Annotated in this window: 9 protein-coding genes, 14 tRNA genes, 3 rRNA genes and 1 pseudogene; all 27 read left to right on the plus strand. The window is 43.8% G+C overall.

The window, feature by feature from the left end:
- Positions 1-1,767: a multidrug efflux ABC transporter subunit PatB gene (patB, locus tag TZ90_RS00875; RefSeq protein WP_045610968.1), complete on the plus strand. Its 1,767-nt coding sequence runs from the start codon at positions 1-3 to the stop codon at positions 1,765-1,767.
- A 249-nt stretch (positions 1,768-2,016) separates the two neighbouring features.
- A complete protein-coding gene (locus TZ90_RS00880) occupies positions 2,017-2,706 on the plus strand; it encodes a gamma-glutamyl-gamma-aminobutyrate hydrolase family protein (RefSeq protein ID WP_045610970.1) in 690 nt (229 codons plus the stop codon).
- Between the two features lie 169 nt (positions 2,707-2,875).
- Entirely contained in the window at positions 2,876-4,225 is a 1,350-nt protein-coding gene (locus TZ90_RS00890; RefSeq protein ID WP_000018268.1) for a glucose-6-phosphate isomerase, read from the plus strand.
- A gap of 130 nt (positions 4,226-4,355) precedes the next feature.
- Positions 4,356-5,816 (plus strand): glutamate--tRNA ligase, encoded by a 1,461-nt coding sequence (gltX, locus tag TZ90_RS00895; RefSeq protein WP_045610972.1) that lies wholly within the window; start codon positions 4,356-4,358, stop codon positions 5,814-5,816.
- A 13-nt stretch (positions 5,817-5,829) separates the two neighbouring features.
- A complete protein-coding gene (locus TZ90_RS00900) occupies positions 5,830-6,264 on the plus strand; it encodes a cytidine deaminase family protein (RefSeq protein ID WP_000355905.1) in 435 nt (144 codons plus the stop codon).
- A gap of 245 nt (positions 6,265-6,509) precedes the next feature.
- Positions 6,510-6,581, plus strand: a tRNA-Glu gene (locus TZ90_RS00905).
- 241 nt (positions 6,582-6,822) lie between these two features.
- A 16S ribosomal RNA gene (locus tag TZ90_RS00910) occupies positions 6,823-8,368 on the plus strand.
- Positions 8,369-8,419: 51 nt separating this feature from the next.
- Positions 8,420-8,492: transfer RNA gene (locus TZ90_RS00915), tRNA-Ala, on the plus strand.
- Between the two features lie 125 nt (positions 8,493-8,617).
- Positions 8,618-11,518, plus strand: a 23S ribosomal RNA gene (locus TZ90_RS00920).
- Between the two features lie 76 nt (positions 11,519-11,594).
- Positions 11,595-11,710, plus strand: a 5S ribosomal RNA gene (rrf, locus tag TZ90_RS00925).
- Together the 16S, 23S and 5S rRNA genes with 14 tRNA genes alongside form the textbook arrangement of a ribosomal RNA operon.
- A gap of 4 nt (positions 11,711-11,714) precedes the next feature.
- Positions 11,715-11,787, plus strand: a tRNA-Val gene (locus TZ90_RS00930).
- A 5-nt stretch (positions 11,788-11,792) separates the two neighbouring features.
- Positions 11,793-11,863 (plus strand) — tRNA-Gly (locus TZ90_RS00935).
- Between the two features lie 34 nt (positions 11,864-11,897).
- Positions 11,898-11,971 (plus strand) — tRNA-Ile (locus tag TZ90_RS00940).
- Positions 11,972-11,979: 8 nt separating this feature from the next.
- Positions 11,980-12,051, plus strand: a tRNA-Glu gene (locus tag TZ90_RS00945).
- A 4-nt stretch (positions 12,052-12,055) separates the two neighbouring features.
- Positions 12,056-12,145 (plus strand) — tRNA-Ser (locus tag TZ90_RS00950).
- A gap of 10 nt (positions 12,146-12,155) precedes the next feature.
- A tRNA-Met gene (locus TZ90_RS00955) sits at positions 12,156-12,229 on the plus strand.
- 3 nt (positions 12,230-12,232) lie between these two features.
- A tRNA-Phe gene (locus TZ90_RS00960) sits at positions 12,233-12,305 on the plus strand.
- A 12-nt stretch (positions 12,306-12,317) separates the two neighbouring features.
- Positions 12,318-12,398, plus strand: a tRNA-Tyr gene (locus TZ90_RS00965).
- Positions 12,399-12,402: 4 nt separating this feature from the next.
- Positions 12,403-12,473 (plus strand) — tRNA-Trp (locus tag TZ90_RS00970).
- A gap of 14 nt (positions 12,474-12,487) precedes the next feature.
- A tRNA-His gene (locus tag TZ90_RS00975) sits at positions 12,488-12,560 on the plus strand.
- Positions 12,561-12,573: 13 nt separating this feature from the next.
- Positions 12,574-12,645, plus strand: a tRNA-Gln gene (locus tag TZ90_RS00980).
- A gap of 9 nt (positions 12,646-12,654) precedes the next feature.
- Positions 12,655-12,738, plus strand: a tRNA-Leu gene (locus TZ90_RS00985).
- A 107-nt stretch (positions 12,739-12,845) separates the two neighbouring features.
- Entirely contained in the window at positions 12,846-14,123 is a 1,278-nt protein-coding gene (locus TZ90_RS00990; protein WP_045610975.1) for a glutamate-cysteine ligase family protein, read from the plus strand.
- A 75-nt stretch (positions 14,124-14,198) separates the two neighbouring features.
- On the plus strand, positions 14,199-15,683 hold the full coding sequence (gene thrC / locus TZ90_RS00995) for a threonine synthase (protein ID WP_045610976.1): 1,485 nt from the start codon (positions 14,199-14,201) through the stop codon (positions 15,681-15,683).
- A 60-nt stretch (positions 15,684-15,743) separates the two neighbouring features.
- A complete protein-coding gene (locus TZ90_RS01000; RefSeq protein WP_045610978.1) occupies positions 15,744-17,024 on the plus strand; it encodes an MATE family efflux transporter in 1,281 nt (426 codons plus the stop codon).
- Between the two features lie 3 nt (positions 17,025-17,027).
- Positions 17,028-17,651, plus strand: a complete 624-nt coding sequence (locus TZ90_RS01005) for an HAD family hydrolase (RefSeq protein WP_045610980.1) — start codon at positions 17,028-17,030, stop codon at positions 17,649-17,651.
- Positions 17,652-17,813: 162 nt separating this feature from the next.
- Positions 17,814-19,019 (plus strand): annotated as a pseudogene (locus TZ90_RS01010) (LysM peptidoglycan-binding domain-containing protein).
- The last annotated feature ends 95 nt before the right edge of the window (positions 19,020-19,114 follow it).

The following is a 19,114-nucleotide window of genomic DNA, read 5'->3' on the forward strand; positions in this document are numbered from 1 at the left end:
ATGAAGACAGTTCAATTTTTTTGGAATTATTTTAAAGTCTATAAGTTATCATTTGTAGTTGTTATCCTGATGATTGTTCTGGCAACTCTTGCCCAAGCCCTCTTTCCGGTCTTTTCTGGACAAGCAGTGACGCAGCTAGCTAATTTAGTTCAAGCTTATCAAAATGGCAATCCAGAACTTATTTGGCAAAGCCTATCAGGAATCATGGTCAATCTTGGCCTGCTGGTTTTAGTTCTATTTATCTCTAGTGTGATATACATGTGTCTCATGACGCGCGTGATTGCAGAGTCGACAAACGAGATGCGCAAAGGCCTCTTCGGTAAGCTTGCTCGCTTGACGGTTTCTTTCTTTGACCGCCGACAAGATGGCGATATCTTGTCTCGTTTTACCAGTGATTTGGATAATATCCTCCAAGCCTTTAACGAAAGTTTGATTCAGGTCATGAGCAATATTGTTTTATATATCGGTCTGATTCTTGTCATGTTTTCGAGGAATGTGACGCTGGCCCTCATCACCATTGCCAGCACACCAGTGGCCTTCCTCATGCTAATTTTCATCGTAAAAATGGCACGCAAATACACCAACCTCCAGCAGAAAGAGGTAGGGAAGCTCAACGCCTATATGGATGAGAGTATCTCAGGCCAAAAAGCCGTGATTGTGCAAGGAATTCAAGAGGATATGATGGCAGGATTTCTTGAACAAAATGAGCGCGTACGCAGGGCAACCTTTAAAGGAAGAATGTTCTCAGGAATTCTTTTCCCTGTTATGAATGGGATGAGCTTGGTTAACACAGCCATCGTCATCTTTGCTGGTTCAACTGTACTTTTGAATGATAAGTCTATTGAAACTAGTACAGCCCTAGGTCTGATTGTTATGTTTGCCCAATTTTCACAGCAGTACTACCAGCCTATTATCCAAGTTGCAGCTAGTTGGGGAAGCCTTCAGTTAGCCTTTACTGGGGCTGAACGGATTCAGGAAATGTTTGACGCAGAGGAAGAAATCCGATCTGAAAAGGCTCCAATCTTCACTAAGTTGCAAGAAGGTGTTGAAATCAGTCATATTGATTTTTCATACTTGCCTGATAAACCTATTTTGAAAGATGTTAGCATTTCTGCCCCTAAAGGCCAGATGACAGCAGTTGTTGGTCCGACAGGGTCAGGGAAAACGACTATTATGAACCTTATCAATCGCTTCTATGATGTTGATGCTGGTGGTATTTATTTTGACGGCAAAGACATCCGTGACTATGATTTAGATAGTCTTAGAAGCAAGGTGGGAATTGTTTTGCAGGATTCGGTCTTATTTAGCGGAACGATTCGAGACAATATCCGTTTCGGTGTGCCAGATGCTAGTCAAGAAATGGTTGAGGTAGCAGCCAAGGCAACCCACATTCACGACTATATCGAAAGCTTACCTGATAAGTACGATACTCTTATAGATGATGACCAGAGCATCTTTTCAACAGGACAGAAACAATTGATTTCTATCGCTCGAACCCTGATGACAGATCCAGAAGTTCTCATTCTAGATGAAGCCACTTCGAACGTAGATACGGTGACAGAAAGTAAGATTCAGCATGCCATGGAGGCGGTTGTAGCAGGTAGAACTAGTTTCGTCATTGCCCACCGTTTGAAGACCATTCTCAATGCTGATCAGATTATTGTCCTTAAAGATGGAGAAGTCATTGAATGCGGTAACCACCATGAACTCTTGAAACTAGGTGGATTCTACTCAGAACTCTATCACAATCAATTTGTTTTTGAATAAGAAAAAGTTGTCCCTTTGGGCAGCTTTTTCTTGTTCATAAAAAATATTTATCACGGACTTTAAAAAAACATATTAGACGAAAGGCGTTTTGAGTGATATGATAGGACTATCGTTATACTCAATGAAAATCAAAGAGCAAACTAGCAGACTAGGAAGCTAGCCGCAAGCTGGACTTGAGTACGGTAAGGCGACGCTGACGTGGTTTGAAGAGATTTTCGAAGAGTATTAACATTCGAAAGGAGAGGCATCATGGCTAGAACGGTTGTAGGAGTTGCTGCAAATCTATGTCCCGTAGACGCAGAAGGCAAAAACATTCATTCATCTGTATCTTGTAGATTCGCAGAGAGCATTCGTCAAGTCGGTGGTCTCCCTTTAGTCATTCCTGTTGGTGATGAGTCAGTTGTACGCGATTATGTGGAAATGATTGACAAGCTTATTTTGACAGGCGGTCAAAATGTCCATCCTCAGTTTTATGGAGAGAAAAAGACCATCGAGAGCGATGATTACAATCTAGTACGCGATGAGTTTGAACTAGCTCTCTTGAAAGAAGCGCTCCGTCAGAATAAACCAATTATGGCAATCTGTCGTGGGGTTCAGCTGGTCAATGTTGCTTTTGGCGGCACCCTCCACCAAGAAATTGAAGGTCACTGGCAAGGCTTGCCTTTTGGAACATCTCATTCTATTGAGACAGTGGAAGGAAGCGTGGTGGCTAAGTTGTTTGGCAAAGAAAGTCAGGTCAATTCAGTCCATCGTCAAAGCATTAAAGATCTGGCACCTAATTTCCGTGTAACTGCTATTGATCCAAGAGACCAAACTATTGAAGCGATTGAGTCTATCGATGAGCACCGCATTATCGGTTTGCAGTGGCATCCAGAGTTTCTGGTCAATGAAGAAGATGGCAATTTAGAATTATTTGAGTATTTATTGAATGAACTGTAACGACTGGAACATCTAGTCGTTCTTTCTTTTATTTTTTCAAAATTTTTGGAATGCGGCATTTTTACGCAAACGTTTGAATTCTGATAAAAATTGGAGAAATTCGACAAAAAACTTGAAAAAAACGAAGGTAAGCGTTATGATAGAAAAGAAGAAATATTGGAGGAATAACATGTCACATATTAAATTTGATTATTCAAAAGTTTTAGACAAATTTGTTGCACCACATGAAGTGGAATACATGCAATCACAAGTAACAGCAGCAGATGAATTGATCCGTAAAGGAACTGGTGCTGGTAGCGACTTCTTGGGATGGTTGGACCTTCCTGAAAACTACGACCGCGAAGAATTTGACCGCATCTTGAAAGCTGCTGAGCAAATCAAATCAGACAGCGATGTTTTGGTTGTGATCGGTATCGGTGGATCTTACCTTGGTGCCAAAGCAGCAATCGACTTCTTGAACCACCACTTTGCAAACTTGCAAACAAAAGAAGAACGCAAGGCTCCACAAATCCTTTACGCAGGAAACTCAATCTCATCTACTTACCTTGCTGACTTGGTAGAGTACGTAGCTGATAAAGATTTCTCAGTAAACGTGATTTCTAAATCAGGTACAACAACTGAACCAGCGATTGCTTTCCGTGTCTTCAAAGAACTTTTGGTTAAGAAATACGGTCAAGAAGAAGCTAACAAACGTATCTATGCAACAACTGACCGCCAAAAAGGTGCTGTTAAGGTTGAAGCAGACGCTAACGGTTGGGAAACATTTGTTGTTCCAGATGATATCGGTGGACGCTTCTCAGTATTGACAGCCGTTGGTTTGCTTCCGATCGCAGCATCAGGAGCTGACATCAAAGCCCTTATGGAAGGTGCGAATGCAGCTCGTAAAGACTACACTTCAGATAAAATCTCTGAAAACGAAGCTTACCAATATGCAGCTGTTCGTAACATCCTTTACCGTAAAGGCTATGCAACTGAAATCTTGGTAAACTATGAGCCATCACTTCAATACTTCTCAGAATGGTGGAAACAATTGGCTGGTGAATCAGAAGGAAAAGACCAAAAAGGTATCTACCCAACTTCAGCCAACTTCTCAACTGACTTGCACTCACTTGGTCAATTTATCCAAGAAGGAACTCGTATCATGTTTGAAACAGTTGTCCGTGTTGACAAACCTCGTAAAAATGTGATTATCCCTAGCTTGGAAGAAGACCTTGATGGACTTGGGTACCTTCAAGGAAAAGACGTTGACTTTGTAAACAAAAAAGCGACTGATGGTGTTCTTCTTGCCCACACAGATGGTGATGTACCAAACATGTACGTGACCCTTCCAGAGCAAGATGCTTTCACTCTTGGTTACACTATCTACTTCTTCGAATTGGCTATCGCTCTTTCAGGTTACTTGAATGCTATCAACCCATTTGACCAACCAGGTGTCGAAGCTTACAAACGTAATATGTTTGCCCTTCTTGGAAAACCAGGATTTGAAGAATTGAGCAAAGAACTTAACGCACGTCTATGATAATAGAAGAAAAGAGTGGTTTGTCCACTCTTTTTACTCTCTTTATTCATAGAAATTGGACTCAGCCAAGACTTGTGATATAATATAGAGAGCAAAAAGGCAGACGCCTAGAGACTTTATAGGAGAAACTATGTCAAAAGATATCCGCGTACGTTACGCACCAAGTCCAACAGGACTACTACACATCGGAAATGCCCGTACAGCATTGTTCAACTACCTTTATGCACGTCATCACGATGGAACTTTTATTATTCGTATCGAAGATACTGACCGTAAACGTCATGTCGAGGATGGTGAACGTTCACAGCTTGAAAACCTTCGTTGGTTAGGTATGGATTGGGATGAAAGCCCAGAAACACATGAAAATTACCGCCAGTCTGAGCGTTTGGACTTGTATCAAAAATACATTGACCAACTATTAGCTGAGGGAAAAGCCTACAAATCTTATGTTACAGAAGAAGAGTTAGCCGCTGAACGTGAACGCCAAGAAGCAGCGGGTGAACCCCCTCGATATATCAACGAATACCTTGGTATGAGTGAAGAAGAAAAAGCAGCTTACATCGCAGAACGTGAAGCAACAGGGATCATCCCAACTGTTCGTTTGGCTGTCAATGAGTCAGGTATCTACAAGTGGCATGATATGGTCAAAGGTGATATCGAATTTGAAGGTGGCAATATCGGTGGTGACTGGGTTATCCAAAAGAAAGATGGTTACCCAACTTACAACTTTGCCGTTGTCATCGATGACCATGATATGCAAATCTCCCATGTTATCCGTGGGGATGACCACATTGCTAATACACCAAAACAGCTTATGGTCTATGAAGCCCTTGGTTGGGAAGCTCCAGAGTTTGGTCACATGACCTTGATTATCAACTCTGAAACTGGGAAAAAATTGTCTAAACGCGATACCAACACCCTTCAGTTTATCGAAGACTACCGTAAAAAAGGTTATTTACCAGAAGCAGTCTTTAACTTTATTGCTCTTCTTGGTTGGAACCCAGGTGGCGAAGATGAAATCTTCTCTCGTGAAGAACTCATTAAACTTTTCGATGAAAACCGCCTGAGCAAGTCTCCAGCAGCCTTTGATCAGAAAAAACTAGACTGGATGAGCAATGATTATATCAAGAATGCAGACCTAGAAACTATCTTTGAAATGGCAAAACCATTCTTAGAGGAGGCAGGCCGATTGACTGATAAGGCTGAAAAATTGGTGGAACTCTATAAACCACAAATGAAGTCAGTTGACGAAATCGTTCCATTGACAGACCTTTTCTTCTCAGACTTCCCAGAATTGACAGAAGCAGAACGCGAAGTCATGGCGGGAGAAACAGTCCCAACAGTTCTTGAAGCTTTCAAAGCAAAACTTGAAGCGATGACAGATGATGAATTTGTAACAGAGAATATCTTCCCACAAATCAAAGCTGTTCAAAAAGAAACAGGTATTAAAGGGAAAAATCTTTTCATGCCTATTCGTATCGCTGTTTCAGGTGAAATGCATGGACCAGAATTGCCAGATACGATCTTCTTGTTAGGTCGTGAAAAATCAATCCAGCATATCGAAAATATGTTAAAGGAAATCTCTAAGTAAGAAGGGTACAATAATGGACATCTGGGAAAAGATGTACGAAGAAGCACAGAAATTGTATAATCCACATGAAGTATCTGATTTTGTTTATGCTAATCATGTCGTTGCCGCAGTAGAAGCAGAAGATGGACAAATATTTACAGGATTCTGTATGGAGGGAACCTGTGGTGTTTTCCATCTCTGTGCAGAACGGGCGGCACTCTTTAATATGTACCAATTTTCAGGACAAACTAAGGTTAAGAAAGTATTAGCCTTTCGAGATAAACCACCTTATGGTGGAAGTTCAGCTATGCCTTGCGGTGCCTGTAGAGAATTCCTTTTAGAGCTTAATGCTGAAAATAAAGATGCAGAATTTATGATGGACTACGATACAAGAAAGACGGTGAAAGTCGCAGAACTAATCCCATATTGGTGGGGAGAAGAACGGGCTTCCAAGTTTAATAATCAATAGAAGAGTCAGTATAATGCTGACTCTTTTTACTTAAAGCTTAAGTTCAACTGGTTTTACTAATGCTTGATTAGTCGAAAAGAATCGAAAAAAGAGTGCACAAAATCCTCTAATCTGAAAGCGTTTCAGATTAAGTTTCGCTATGGTGGAAGTTACGTTGAGAAGTTACCACTTAAAAAAAGTTTAAAAAAGTAGTTGACAAAGTTTGAAAAGTCGGTATAATAGTAAGAGTTGAAAATAACAGCTCTGGTCCGTTGGTCAAGGGGTTAAGACACCGCCTTTTCACGGCGGTAACACGGGTTCGAATCCCGTACGGACTATGGTATGTTGCGGATGGAACACTTGATGAAAAAAGATTAAAAAAGTTTCAAAAAAGTGTTGACAAGCGAAAGCGACTGTGATATACTAATATAGTTGTCGCTTGAGAGAAGCGAGTGACAAAGACCTTTGAAAACTGAACAAGACGAACCAATGTGCAGGGCACTACAACTAAGGTTGTAGTACTGAACAATGAAAAAACAATAAATCTGTCAGTGACAGAAATGAGTGAGAACTCAAACTTTTAATGAGAGTTTGATCCTGGCTCAGGACGAACGCTGGCGGCGTGCCTAATACATGCAAGTAGAACGCTGAAGGAGGAGCTTGCTCTTCTGGATGAGTTGCGAACGGGTGAGTAACGCGTAGGTAACCTGCCTGGTAGCGGGGGATAACTATTGGAAACGATAGCTAATACCGCATAATAGTAGATGTTGCATGACATTTGCTTAAAAGGTGCAATTGCATCACTACCAGATGGACCTGCGTTGTATTAGCTAGTTGGTGGGGTAACGGCTCACCAAGGCGACGATACATAGCCGACCTGAGAGGGTGATCGGCCACACTGGGACTGAGACACGGCCCAGACTCCTACGGGAGGCAGCAGTAGGGAATCTTCGGCAATGGACGGAAGTCTGACCGAGCAACGCCGCGTGAGTGAAGAAGGTTTTCGGATCGTAAAGCTCTGTTGTAAGAGAAGAACGAGTGTGAGAGTGGAAAGTTCACACTGTGACGGTATCTTACCAGAAAGGGACGGCTAACTACGTGCCAGCAGCCGCGGTAATACGTAGGTCCCGAGCGTTGTCCGGATTTATTGGGCGTAAAGCGAGCGCAGGCGGTTAGATAAGTCTGAAGTTAAAGGCTGTGGCTTAACCATAGTACGCTTTGGAAACTGTTTAACTTGAGTGCAAGAGGGGAGAGTGGAATTCCATGTGTAGCGGTGAAATGCGTAGATATATGGAGGAACACCGGTGGCGAAAGCGGCTCTCTGGCTTGTAACTGACGCTGAGGCTCGAAAGCGTGGGGAGCAAACAGGATTAGATACCCTGGTAGTCCACGCCGTAAACGATGAGTGCTAGGTGTTAGACCCTTTCCGGGGTTTAGTGCCGTAGCTAACGCATTAAGCACTCCGCCTGGGGAGTACGACCGCAAGGTTGAAACTCAAAGGAATTGACGGGGGCCCGCACAAGCGGTGGAGCATGTGGTTTAATTCGAAGCAACGCGAAGAACCTTACCAGGTCTTGACATCCCTCTGACCGCTCTAGAGATAGAGCTTTCCTTCGGGACAGAGGTGACAGGTGGTGCATGGTTGTCGTCAGCTCGTGTCGTGAGATGTTGGGTTAAGTCCCGCAACGAGCGCAACCCCTATTGTTAGTTGCCATCATTCAGTTGGGCACTCTAGCGAGACTGCCGGTAATAAACCGGAGGAAGGTGGGGATGACGTCAAATCATCATGCCCCTTATGACCTGGGCTACACACGTGCTACAATGGCTGGTACAACGAGTCGCAAGCCGGTGACGGCAAGCTAATCTCTTAAAGCCAGTCTCAGTTCGGATTGTAGGCTGCAACTCGCCTACATGAAGTCGGAATCGCTAGTAATCGCGGATCAGCACGCCGCGGTGAATACGTTCCCGGGCCTTGTACACACCGCCCGTCACACCACGAGAGTTTGTAACACCCGAAGTCGGTGAGGTAACCGTAAGGAGCCAGCCGCCTAAGGTGGGATAGATGATTGGGGTGAAGTCGTAACAAGGTAGCCGTATCGGAAGGTGCGGCTGGATCACCTCCTTTCTAAGGAAAAGGAACTGCGCATTGGTCTTGTTTAGTCTTGAGAGGTCTTGTGGGGCCTTAGCTCAGCTGGGAGAGCGCCTGCTTTGCACGCAGGAGGTCAGCGGTTCGATCCCGCTAGGCTCCATTGGTGAGAGATCACCAAGTAATGCACATTGAAAATTGAATATCTATATCAAATAGTAACAAGAAAATAAACCGAAAACGCTGTAGTATTAATAAGAGTTTATGACTGAAAGGTCAGAAAAATAAGGTTAAGTTAATAAGGGCGCACGGTGGATGCCTTGGCACTAGGAGCCGAAGAAGGACGTGACAAACGACGATATGCCTTGGGTAGCTGTAAGTAAGCGATGATCCAGGGATTTCCGAATGGGGGAACCCAACAGGTACTACCTGTTACCCGCATCTGTTAAGGATGTGAGGAGGAAGACGCAGTGAACTGAAACATCTAAGTAGCTGCAGGAAGAGAAAGCAAAAGCGATTGCCTTAGTAGCGGCGAGCGAAACGGCAGGAGGGCAAACCGAAGAGTTTACTCTTCGGGGTTGTAGGACTGCAATGTGGACTCAAAGATTATAGAAGAATGATTTGGGAAGATCAGCCAAAGAGAGTAATAGCCTCGTATTTAAAATAGTCTTTGTACCTAGCAGTATCCTGAGTACGGCGGGACACGTGAAATCCCGTCGGAATCTGGGAGGACCATCTCCCAACCCTAAATACTCCCTAGTGACCGATAGTGAACCAGTACCGTGAGGGAAAGGTGAAAAGCACCCCGGGAGGGGAGTGAAATAGAACCTGAAACCGTGTGCCTACAACAAGTTCGAGCCCGTTAATGGGTGAGAGCGTGCCTTTTGTAGAATGAACCGGCGAGTTACGTTATGATGCGAGGTTAAGTTGAAGAGACGGAGCCGTAGGGAAACCGAGTCTGAATAGGGCGAATTAGTATTATGACGTAGACCCGAAACCATGTGACCTACCCATGAGCAGGTTGAAGGTGCGGTAAGACGCACTGGAGGACCGAACCAGGGCACGTTGAAAAGTGCTTGGATGACTTGTGGGTAGCGGAGAAATTCCAAACGAACTTGGAGATAGCTGGTTCTCTCCGAAATAGCTTTAGGGCTAGCGTCGACATAAAGATTCTTGGAGGTAGAGCACTGTTTGGGTGAGGGGTCCATCCCGGATTACCAATCTCAGATAAACTCCGAATGCCAATGAATTATGGTCGGCAGTCAGACTGCGAGTGCTAAGATCCGTAGTCGAAAGGGAAACAGCCCAGACCACCAGCTAAGGTCCCAAAATAATTGTTAAGTGGAAAAGGATGTGGGGTTGCACAGACAACTAGGATGTTAGCTTAGAAGCAGCTATTCATTCAAAGAGTGCGTAATAGCTCACTAGTCGAGTGACCCTGCGCCGAAAATGTACCGGGGCTAAAACAATTTACCGAAGCTGTGGATACCTTTATAGGTATGGTAGGAGAGCGTTCTATGTGTGATGAAGGTATACCGTGAGGAGTGCTGGAACGCATAGAAGTGAGAATGCCGGTATGAGTAGCGAAAGACAGGTGAGAATCCTGTCCACCGTAAGACTAAGGTTTCCAGGGGAAGGCTCGTCCGCCCTGGGTTAGTCGGGACCTAAGGAGAGACCGAAAGGTGTATCCGATGGACAACAGGTTGATATTCCTGTACTAGAGTATGTAGTGATGGAGGGACGCAGTAGGCTAACTAAAGCAGACGATTGGAAGAGTCTGTCTAAGCAGTGAGGTGTGAACTGAGTCAAATGCTTAGTTCTATAACATTGAGCTGTGATGGGGAGCGAAGTTTAGTAGCGAAGTTAGTGACGTCACACTGCCAAGAAAAGCTTCTAGCGTTTAAACATACTCTACCCGTACCGCAAACCGACACAGGTAGTCGAGGCGAGTAGCCTCAGGTGAGCGAGAGAACTCTCGTTAAGGAACTCGGCAAAATGACCCCGTAACTTCGGGAGAAGGGGTGCTGACTTTACGTCAGCCGCAGTGAATAGGCCCAAGCAACTGTTTATCAAAAACACAGCTCTCTGCTAAATCGTAAGATGATGTATAGGGGGTGACGCCTGCCCGGTGCTGGAAGGTTAAGAGGAGTGCTTAGCGCAAGCGAAGGTATGAATTGAAGCCCCAGTAAACGGCGGCCGTAACTATAACGGTCCTAAGGTAGCGAAATTCCTTGTCGGGTAAGTTCCGACCCGCACGAAAGGCGTAATGATTTGGGCACTGTCTCAACGAGAGACTCGGTGAAATTTTAGTACCTGTGAAGATGCAGGTTACCCGCGACAGGACGGAAAGACCCCATGGAGCTTTACTGCAGTTTGATATTGAGTGTCTGTACCACATGTACAGGATAGGTAGGAGTCTATGAGATCGGGACGCCAGTTTCGAAGGAGACGTTGTTGGGATACTACCCTTGTGTTATGGCCACTCTAACCCAGATAGGTGATCCCTATCGGAGACAGTGTCTGACGGGCAGTTTGACTGGGGCGGTCGCCTCCTAAAAGGTAACGGAGGCGCCCAAAGGTTCCCTCAGAATGGTTGGAAATCATTCGCAGAGTGTAAAGGTATAAGGGAGCTTGACTGCGAGAGCTACAACTCGAGCAGGGACGAAAGTCGGGCTTAGTGATCCGGTGGTTCCGTATGGAAGGGCCATCGCTCAACGGATAAAAGCTACCCTGGGGATAACAGGCTTATCTCCCCCAAGAGTTCACATCGACGGGGAGGTTTGGCACCTCGATGTCGGCTCGTCGCATCCTGGGGCTGTAGTCGGTCCCAAGGGTTGGGCTGTTCGCCCATTAAAGCGGCACGCGAGCTGGGTTCAGAACGTCGTGAGACAGTTCGGTCCCTATCCGTCGCGGGCGTAGGAAATTTGAGAGGATCTGCTCCTAGTACGAGAGGACCAGAGTGGACTTACCGCTGGTGTACCAGTTGTCTTGCCAAAGGCATCGCTGGGTAGCTATGTAGGGAAGGGATAAACGCTGAAAGCATCTAAGTGTGAAACCCACCTCAAGATGAGATTTCCCATGATTTTATATCAGTAAGAGCCCTGAGAGATGATCAGGTAGATAGGTTAGAAGTGGAAGTGTGGCGACACATGTAGCGGACTAATACTAATAGCTCGAGGACTTATCCAAAGTAACTGAGAATATGAAAGCGAACGGTTTTCTTGGTTTGAATAGATATTCAATTTTGAGTAGGTATTACTCAGAGTTAAGTGACGATAGCCTAGGAGATACACCTGTACCCATGCCGAACACAGAAGTTAAGCCCTAGAACGCCGGAAGTAGTTGGGGGTTGCCCCCTGTGAGATATGGAAGTCGCTTAGCTCTAGGGAGTTTAGCTCAGCTGGGAGAGCATCTGCCTTACAAGCAGAGGGTCAGCGGTTCGATCCCGTTAACTCCCATTTAAGCGGGTGTAGTTTAGTGGTAAAACTACAGCCTTCCAAGCTGTTGTCGCGAGTTCGATTCTCGTCACCCGCTTTGAACTTTGTTCAAATTACCAAGTTTTTAACTTGGGCGCGTAGCTCAGGTGGTTAGAGCGCACGCCTGATAAGCGTGAGGTCGGTGGTTCGAGTCCACTCGTGCCCATAAAGTTTGGTCCGTTGGTCAAGGGGTTAAGACACCGCCTTTTCACGGCGGTAACACGGGTTCGAATCCCGTACGGACTATTTTGGAGGATTACCCAAGTCCGGCTGAAGGGAACGGTCTTGAAAACCGTCAGGCGTGTAAAAGCGTGCGTGGGTTCGAATCCCACATCCTCCTTTTGTATTAACGCGGGATGGAGCAGCTCGGTAGCTCGTCGGGCTCATAACCCGAAGGTCGTAGGTTCAAATCCTGCTCCCGCAATAAGGCTCGGTAGCTCAGTTGGTAGAGCAATGGATTGAAGCTCCATGTGTCGGCGGTTCGATTCCGTCTCGCGCCATTTATATATTTTGGAAGGGTAGCGAAGAGGCTAAACGCGGCGGACTGTAAATCCGCTCCTTCGGGTTCGGGGGTTCGAATCCCTCCCCTTCCATTTTACGGGCATAGTTTAAAGGTAGAACTAAGGTCTCCAAAACCTTCAGTGTGGGTTCAATTCCTACTGCCCGTGTTAATAGAATTATGGCGGGTGTGGTGAAGTGGTTAACACACCAGATTGTGGCTCTGGCATGCGTGGGTTCGATCCCCATCACTCGCCTATTTTATATTATTGGGGTATAGCCAAGCGGTAAGGCAAGGGACTTTGACTCCCTCATGCGTTGGTTCGAATCCAGCTACCCCAGTTACTATTTGCCGGCGTGGCGGAATTGGCAGACGCGCTGGACTCAAAATCCAGTGTCCGCAAGGACGTGCCGGTTCGACCCCGGCCGCCGGTATAGTATAGAGTTAAGGAACGTTGTAAATCTTCGTTCCTTTTTTATATTATTTTTGGTATAATAATAGTTATTCAAATTTTATTTAGATTATGAAAGTGTAGGGAAGTATGTCTCGTTCTATCGATTTATTAAAACATCGGTATTTGAAAAATATTAAAGAAAATCCTGGATTGTTTGTCGGGATTGAGCTGGAATATCCTGTTGTAAACTTGGAAGGGGATGCTACAGATGTTGAAGTTATCAAACACTTATTCCGATATTTAGTTTATGCTCTGGATTTCACTGTAGAAAAGGTAGATGATTTTGGTAATCCTATCCAGTTAGTGGATCCGATAAGTCAGGATGCTATTTTATTTGAAGTTTCCTATACAACGATTGAGTTTGCATTTGGTAAGGCCGAAACGATTCAAGAGGCCGAAAATCGTTTTAACAATTATATGGATGTGATTCAGAAAAAGTTAGCTGGATCAAATCATGCTATTATCGGCTGTGGTATTCATCCCAACTGGGATAAAAATGAGAATAGTCCAGTTGCTTATTCACGGTATCGCATGTTGATGGACTATTTGAATTTGAGTAGAAATGTTACTGAATCAGACTTACATCATTTCCCTGAATATGGTGCTTTTATCTGTGGGAGTCAGGTTCAGTTGGATGTTTCAAAGTCTAACTACTTACGGGTGATTAATGCTTTTACTCAAATTGAAGCGGCTAAGGCTTATTTATTTCCAAACTCTGAGTTTTCGGGAGCAGATTGGGATACGAAAATTTCAAGGGACATTTTCTGGGAAGACTCGATGCATGGTATCTATCCAGAGAACGTCGGTGTCAATGCTAGGCTATTTAAAGATGAGGATGATTTTTTTGATTATCTAGATCATTCTGCAATTTTTACTGCGGAACGTGATGGACAAACCTATTATTTTTATCCGATTCAGACAAGGGACTATTTGGCTACACCTGAAATCCAAGCATATGCGCTTAATGGGGATGAGATTATTATTTATCCTCAAGAGAAGGATTTTGAAACCCATCGTAGTTATCAGTACCAAGACTTAACGACTCGCGGAACAGTTGAGTTTCGTAGTGTGTGTACTCAACCTCTAGATAGAACCTTCGCTTCAGCAGCTTTTCACTTGGGACTGTTAGTTAATTTAGATAAGTTAGAAGCTTATTTAGAAACAGCACCTTTCTTTAAAGAATTTGGGCGAAATTATAAGTTTTTAAGACGGCAATTTTCTAAGAAAAAGCTTACAGATGAGGAAGAAGCTGGGATTATTGAATTTTCCAAAGACTTACTCCTGCTAGCTGAGGAAGGACTGGAGATGAGAAATAAGCAAGAAATGACCTATTTACAGCCTTTGAAAGAAGAATTGGGCCTATAATTTCTCTTATAAAGGGAGAATTTTCTGAAAAATCATGATATAATGGATGAGACTATAGATAAAGGATAGAGAGTAATGACATTAGTTTATCAATCAACGCGTGATGCCAACAATACAGTAACTGCTAGCCAAGCTATTTTGCAAGGTTTGGCGACGGACGGCGGTTTGTTTACACCGCTTACTTATCCAAAGGTAGATTTGGACTTTGACAAATTGAAAGATGCTTCTTACCAGGAAGTTGCTAAGTTAGTTTTGTCAGCATTTTTAGATGACTTTACAGCTGAGGAGTTGGACTACTGTATCAACAATGCCTACGATAGCAAGTTTGATATTCCAACTATAGCGCCTTTGGTGAAATTAGACGGACAATATAACTTAGAGCTTTTCCATGGTTCAACGATTGCCTTTAAGGATATGGCCTTGTCTATCTTGCCATACTTTATGACGACTGCTGCTAAGAAACATGGTTTGGAAAATAAGATTGTTATCTTGACAGCGACATCTGGTGACACGGGGAAAGCTGCTATGGCAGGGTTTGCGGATGTGCCTGGAACTGAGATTATCGTCTTTTATCCAAAGGATGGTGTCAGCAAGGTTCAAGAGTTGCAAATGACCACTCAGACTGGCGACAATACTCATGTTATTGCTATTGATGGTAACTTTGACGATGCGCAAACTAACGTCAAACAAATGTTTAATGATGTAGCCCTTCGTGAAAAATTGGCTGCAAACAAGTTGCAATTTTCGTCAGCTAACTCTATGAACATTGGTCGTTTGGTACCACAAATTGTTTATTATGTTTATGCCTACGCTCAGTTGATCAAGACTGGTGAGATTGTGTCTGGTGATAAGGTCAACTTCACAGTACCAACAGGAAACTTTGGAAATATCTTAGCTGCCTTTTATGCTAAGCAAATTGGTCTACCAGTTGGCAAATTAATCTGTGCTTCAAATGACAACAATGTTTTGACAGACTTCTTCAAGACACGTGTTTACGACAAGAAGCGTGAGTTTAAGGTAACAACTAGTCCATCTATGGATATTTTGGTATCTTCAAACTTGGAGCGTTTGATTTTCCATCTTTTGGGGAATGATGCTGAAAAGACAGCTGAACTCATGAGTGCCTTGAATACACAAGGACAATATGAATTGACAGACTTTGATGCAGAGATTCTTGCACTCTTTGCAGCTGAATATGCGACTGAGGAAGAAACAGCGGCAGAAATCAAGCGTATTTATGAGTCAGATTCTTATATCGAGGATCCACATACGGCAGTTGCCTCGGCAGTTTATAAGAAATACCAAGCGGCTACTGGCGATGTGACTAAGACAGTGATTGCTTCAACAGCGAGTCCATACAAGTTCCCAGTAGTTGCAGTAGAAGCTGTAACTGGGAAAGTTGGCTTGACTGACTTTGAAGCCTTGGCTCAATTACATGAAATCTCAGGAGTGGCAGTTCCACCTGCAGTGGATGGGCTTGAAACAGCTCCTGTTCGTCATAAGACGACAGTGGCAGCTGCTGATATGCAAGCAGCGGTTGAGGCTTATCTAGGACTTTAAGACAGAGGGAGTAAACTCGGTTGGGAAACCAACTGAGTTTCTTTTCATCGGGAGGAAGGATTGTTTAAGAAAAATAAAGACATTCTTAATATTGCCTTACCAGCTATGGGTGAAAACTTTTTGCAGATGCTCATGGGAATGGTGGACAGTTATTTGGTTGCTCATTTAGGATTGATAGCTATTTCAGGTGTTTCAGTAGCTGGTAATATTATCACGATTTACCAGGCTATTTTCATTGCTCTGGGAGCAGCTATTTCTAGTGTTATTTCAAAAAGTTTGGGGCAGAAGGATCAGTCGAAGTTGGCTTATCACGTGACAGAGGCTCTCAAGATAACCCTATTGCTGAGTGCACTGTTAGGCGCCTTATCGCTCTTTGCTGGGCAAGAGATGATAGGACTATTGGGAACGGAGAGGGCTGTAGCTGAGAGTGGAGGACTGTATCTATCTTTGGTAGGCGGATCGATTGTTCTTTTGGGCTTGATGACCAGTCTTGGTTCCTTGATTCGTACAACGCATAATCCACGTTTGCCCCTCTATGTTAGTTTTTTATCCAATGCCTTGAATATTCTCTTTTCCAGTCTAGCTATTTTTGTACTGGATATGGGGATAGCGGGGGTTGCTTGGGGGACTATTCTGTCTCGTTTGGTTGGTCTTGTGATTTTGTGGTCACAAATAAAACTACCTTATGCGAAGCCAACTTTTGGTTTAGATAAGGAACTGTTGACCTTGGCTTTACCAGCAGCTGGAGAACGTCTCATGATGCGGGCTGGAGATGTCGTGATTATTGCCTTGGTTGTTTCTTTTGGAACGGAGGCGGTGGCTGGGAATGCAGTCGGAGAAGTCTTGACCCAGTTTAACTATATGCCTGCCTTTGGTGTGGCTACAGCAACAGTCATGCAAGTGGCTCGAGCAGTTGGAGAAGATGATTGGAAAAGAGTCGCTAGTTTGAGCAAACAAACCTTTTGGCTTTCTCTGGTCCTCATGCTACCCTTGACCTTCAGTATCTATGCTCTGGGTATACCACTAACTCATCTCTATACGACTGATTCTCTAGCGGTGGAGGCTAGTGTTCTAGTGACACTTTTTTCACTACTTGGTACTCCTATGACGATAGGAACAGTCATCTATACAGCAGTCTGGCAGGGTTTGGGCAATGCTCGGCTTCCCTTTTATGCGACAAGTATAGGGATGTGGTGTATCCGCATTGGAACAGGATATTTGATGGGGATTGTGCTTGGTTGGGGTTTGCCCGGTATTTGGGCCGGAACCCTTTTGGATAATGGTTTTCGTTGGTTATTTCTACGTTACCGTTACCAGCGCTATATGAGCTTGAAAGGATAGGAAATGCAAAAAACAGCTTTTATTTGGGATTTAGACGGGACTTTATTGGACTCTTATGAAGCGATTTTATCAGGGATTGAGGAAACTTTTGCTCAGTTTTCTATTCCTTATGATAAGGAGCAGGTGAGGGAGTTTATTCTCAAGTTTTCTGTGCAGGATTTACTTGTGCAGGTGGCAGAAGAGAGCAAGCTGGATGTAGAAATGCTAAATCAGATGCGTGCACAGAGTTTGGCTGAGAAGAATGCTCAGGTAGTTTTGATGCCAGGTGCGCGTGATGTGCTAGCTTGGGCAGAGGAATCAGGAATTCAGCAATTTGTTTACACTCATAAGGGAGACAATGCTCTTACCATTCTCAGAGATTTGGGTTTGGAATCTTATTTTACAGAGATTTTAACCAGTCAGAGTGGCTTTGCGCGTAAACCTAGTTCAGAAGCGGCTAACTATCTGATAGACAAGTATCAGTTGAATCATGATAGTACTTATTATATAGGGGATCGGACTCTGGATGTGGAATTTGCTCAGAATAGTGGGATTCAAAGTATCAACTTTTTAGAGTCGACTTATGAAGGTAATCACAGGATTCAAGCGTTAGCAGATATTTTCCGTTTTTTTAAGGCTGAGCGATAAAAAGATTGTGTCAGTTTTGTGACAGAGACCTAACAAACTATTTCAAGTAACCGAGTTTGTTACAAGGAATGGACAGTTCTGTTAAATAGGCCCGAGAGGGCTTTTTTTCTGCTCTTTTTGTGTTATCATAGACAGGTACTCATTTGAAAGGAATTTGAAAGAATGAAGAAAAGAATGTTATTGGTGTCAACAGTAGCCTTGTCCTTTGCCCCAGTATTGGCAACTCAAGCAGAAGAAGTTTTTTGGACTGCACGTAGTGTTGAGCAAATCCAAAACGATTTGACTAAAACGGACAATAAAACAAGTTATACCGTTCAGTATGGTGATACCTTGAGCACCATTGCAGAAGCCTTGGGTGTAGATGTCACAGTTCTTGCGAATTTGAATAAAATCACTAATATGGACTTGATTTTCCCAGAAACCGTTTTGACAACGACTGTCAATGAAGCAGAAGAAGTAACGGAAGTTGAAATCCAAACACCTCAAGCAGATTCTAGTGAAGAAGTGACAACTGCGATAGCAGATTTGACAACCAATCAAGTGACCGTTGATGATCAAACTGTTCAGGTTGCAGATCTTTCTCAACCAATTGCAGAAGCTCCAAAAGCAGTAGAAACTACAAATACAAAAGAAGTAGCAACAAGTTCAGAAGTTACAGAGACAGTGACTGCTTCAGAAGAAGTCGCGCCTTCTACAGGAACTTCTGTTTCAGAGGAGCAAATAGCCGAAACAAGCAATGCAGTTGCAGAAGCAGCTCCTTAGGCAACGACTCCAGATGAGAAAGATGAAACACAAGCAATCACTCAAGCTGAATCAGCAGTGGAAGCAACTACAATACCAGTAGAAGAAAAAGCACCTGAAACAACTGCAACAAGTTCAGAAGAAGCAAAAGAAGTAGCATCATCAAGTGAAGCTACAGCAGCAGTTTCTACTTATCAACCAGAAGAGACGAAAACAGCTTCAACAACTTACGCAGCTCCAGCTGCGCCCGATTATGCTGGACTGGCAGTAGCAAAAGCTGAAAATGCTGGCCTTCAACCACAAACAGCTGCCTTTAAAGAAGAAATCGCCAACTTGTTTGGCATCACATCCTTTAGTGGTTACCGTCCAGGAGATAGTGGAGATCACGGAAAAGGTTTGGCTATCGACTTTATGGTACCAGAAAGCTCAGAACTAGGGGATAAGATTGCGGAATACGCTATTCAAAATATGGTCAGCCGAGGAATTAGTTACATCATCTGGAAACAACGTTTCTATGCTCCATTCGATAGTAAATATGGACCAGCTAATACTTGGAACCCAATGCCGGACCGTGGTAGCGTGACAGAAAACCACTATGACCACGTTCACGTTTCAATGAATGGATAAACCAGACTTTGTAATATCATTTTGACGAATGAGATCTAGCTTTCATGATAGGAAGCAAGTCTCGTTCGTTTTTTCTTTGTCATACTCTTCGAAAA

Origin of the sequence: Streptococcus mitis (genome assembly GCF_000960005.1) — a bacterium.
GTDB classification, from domain to species: Bacteria; Bacillota; Bacilli; order Lactobacillales; family Streptococcaceae; genus Streptococcus; species Streptococcus mitis_CK.

Bases quoted from the DNA above. Each gene is read 5' to 3' on its own strand.
- patB (WP_045610968.1), top strand. From the start codon at position 1: ATGAAGACAGTTCAATTTTTTTGGAATTATTTTAAAGTCTATAAGTTA.
- TZ90_RS00880 (WP_045610970.1), top strand. From the start codon at position 2,017: ATGGCTAGAACGGTTGTAGGAGTTGCTGCAAATCTATGTCCCGTAGAC.
- TZ90_RS00890 (WP_000018268.1), top strand. From the start codon at position 2,876: ATGTCACATATTAAATTTGATTATTCAAAAGTTTTAGACAAATTTGTT.
- gltX (WP_045610972.1), top strand. From the start codon at position 4,356: ATGTCAAAAGATATCCGCGTACGTTACGCACCAAGTCCAACAGGACTA.
- TZ90_RS00900 (WP_000355905.1), top strand. From the start codon at position 5,830: ATGGACATCTGGGAAAAGATGTACGAAGAAGCACAGAAATTGTATAAT.
- TZ90_RS00990 (WP_045610975.1), top strand. From the start codon at position 12,846: ATGTCTCGTTCTATCGATTTATTAAAACATCGGTATTTGAAAAATATT.
- thrC (WP_045610976.1), top strand. From the start codon at position 14,199: ATGACATTAGTTTATCAATCAACGCGTGATGCCAACAATACAGTAACT.
- TZ90_RS01005 (WP_045610980.1), top strand. From the start codon at position 17,028: ATGCAAAAAACAGCTTTTATTTGGGATTTAGACGGGACTTTATTGGAC.